1 protein-coding gene is annotated in these 1,912 nt (G+C 39.5%); it reads right to left on the bottom strand.

The window, feature by feature from the left end:
• Window positions 1-208 precede the first annotated feature (208 nt).
• The coding region (locus tag BMY80_RS11880; RefSeq protein WP_093143946.1) for an AAA family ATPase at window positions 209-1,912 on the bottom strand (1,704 nt) is incomplete at its 5' end.

Here is a 1,912-nt window from a genome sequence, read left to right as displayed (position 1 = left end):
TTTCGTATTAGGTCTGTACGAAGAATTCGCCACCAAAAAAACTCCAAAATTGTCATAAAAATCAATACATGTTTTTAAAAAACACTTAAACCGCATGGATTAAGGTTGCGCTATGTTTTTCCACTCAAAATCATGTGGGAAAGTTGAGTTAGATAATTTTTCAAAAGGGGCTTAACAAGGGTTTACACGGAATCGCGTTCACTCTCGCTTATTTCAGTTTTTTATATGCAACACCGCATTCCTTTTTACAGAAGCATATGCCGTATGTGATAACTGCCTTGATATCGTTTCTTTTAATATACGGATCGGCGTATTTCTTCTGAAGTATCTGCTCAATAGCCTCTTCGGCAATCAGTACCTTGTCTTCATTTTCATTAGAAGTCTGCTTCAGTTCCAGAATTACGATAATGCCTCTGCTCTTTAGAGACTTTATTATCAAATCAATATATCCGTTTCCAGATTCAAAATTGGATCTCTGCTCTTCTATGAGAGATGTACTTCCAACCAATAAACCGTTTATAAATCCGTGGTAATAGTTTTCCTTTGGGGCATTGACGGAGAAATCTCTGATGGACACGTATTTTTCCAGAAGTCCGTTAAGACTGTTCTCCACGGTTTCAGCATCCCCCTCAAACAATCCTTTTACCAGTTTACCGGTATTGTTTTTCATGACGGAATTGTTTTTAAGGAAATTCAGAATCTTGGATTTAAAGCATTTTCTGATTTCTTCATTCGGGATATACAGACTGTAACTGTCATTTTCCGGAGAACGGGACTGCGGATCGAAGGTGAGATATCCGGTGTACAGCAGCAGTGTCCAGAAATCGGTGATGTCATGTTCTTTTAAATCACCGTAACACAGAGAGGTTCTTACTTCCGTGGTAATTGATTTGCCGTCCATAAGATCCTGCATTTTATCGACGTCTTCAGGCTCTATAAAACCCATGAATTCTTCGATTACGTCGTTACCGCTGGTGTTTATCCAGTAGTTGTCCGCCGTAATGGTTTTATTTTCCATTCCGACTTTTTTGTAGTTATCATCGCAAAATGACATGACATCCCACGGACAGTACATATGGTTTGAGCCAAAGTAGTAACCGTCGTAATTATTCCTCACTTCCTCGTAATAGTCAGTAAGACCGTAGTAAGACAATACCTCTCCGGTCTCTTTTTCAGTAAAACCAATTCCCTGAGAAATATCATCCTTGCCGGTATCAAGAACTGAACAGATTTTTAAATTGTTGAGCCCGGTAAAAATACTTTCTTTGGCGGCTCTCAGACAGCCGGTAAGCACGGCTCTGCCGAGGTAAAGATTGGTTTTTAAGGCATTGCCTAAGAACTGACTTATGATGTCAATCATTTCCCGGTAGTAATCGTTATGGGCAGCCTTGGCGATAGGGACGTCGTATTCGTCAATAAGCAGAACGGGCTTAACGCCGTGATGCTTGTACAGAAACATCAGCAGGTTGCTTAATGAATTTTTCATTTTATTTTTGTTTCTGATATCACAGATAAAGTCTTCATTATCAGCCACATCTTTAAATGATCTGAGTTCCGTATCACTGAGTTTTGAACTGTCAGCCAAGTAGCGGAAAGAATTGTACATGTTGAAAACAATACTGCCAAACTGTTCATAGGCTCCGATAAAATCATTACCGGAAACAGCCTTCAGGGAAATGAAAATAACCGGAAACTTTCCCATGTATTCACGGCAGAATTCCTTATCCTCAAAGATTTTGGTGTCCTTAAACCACTTTTCCTGACGGGACACGTCTCCGGGATTTTCAGGATCAAGAGACAGAAAATCATAGAATGTTGACATGGTAAGAGTTTTACCGAAACGTCTTGGTCTTATGATAAGCATTACGTCCGCTTTGTTTTCCTTAAATACGGTCTTGATAAAAGGAGTCTT

The organism is Ruminobacter amylophilus (assembly GCF_900115655.1).
Classification (GTDB): domain Bacteria; phylum Pseudomonadota; class Gammaproteobacteria; order Enterobacterales; family Succinivibrionaceae; genus Ruminobacter; species Ruminobacter amylophilus.
Note: the sequence above shows the minus strand (reverse complement) of the source record. Positions and strands in the feature narration are given on the sequence as shown.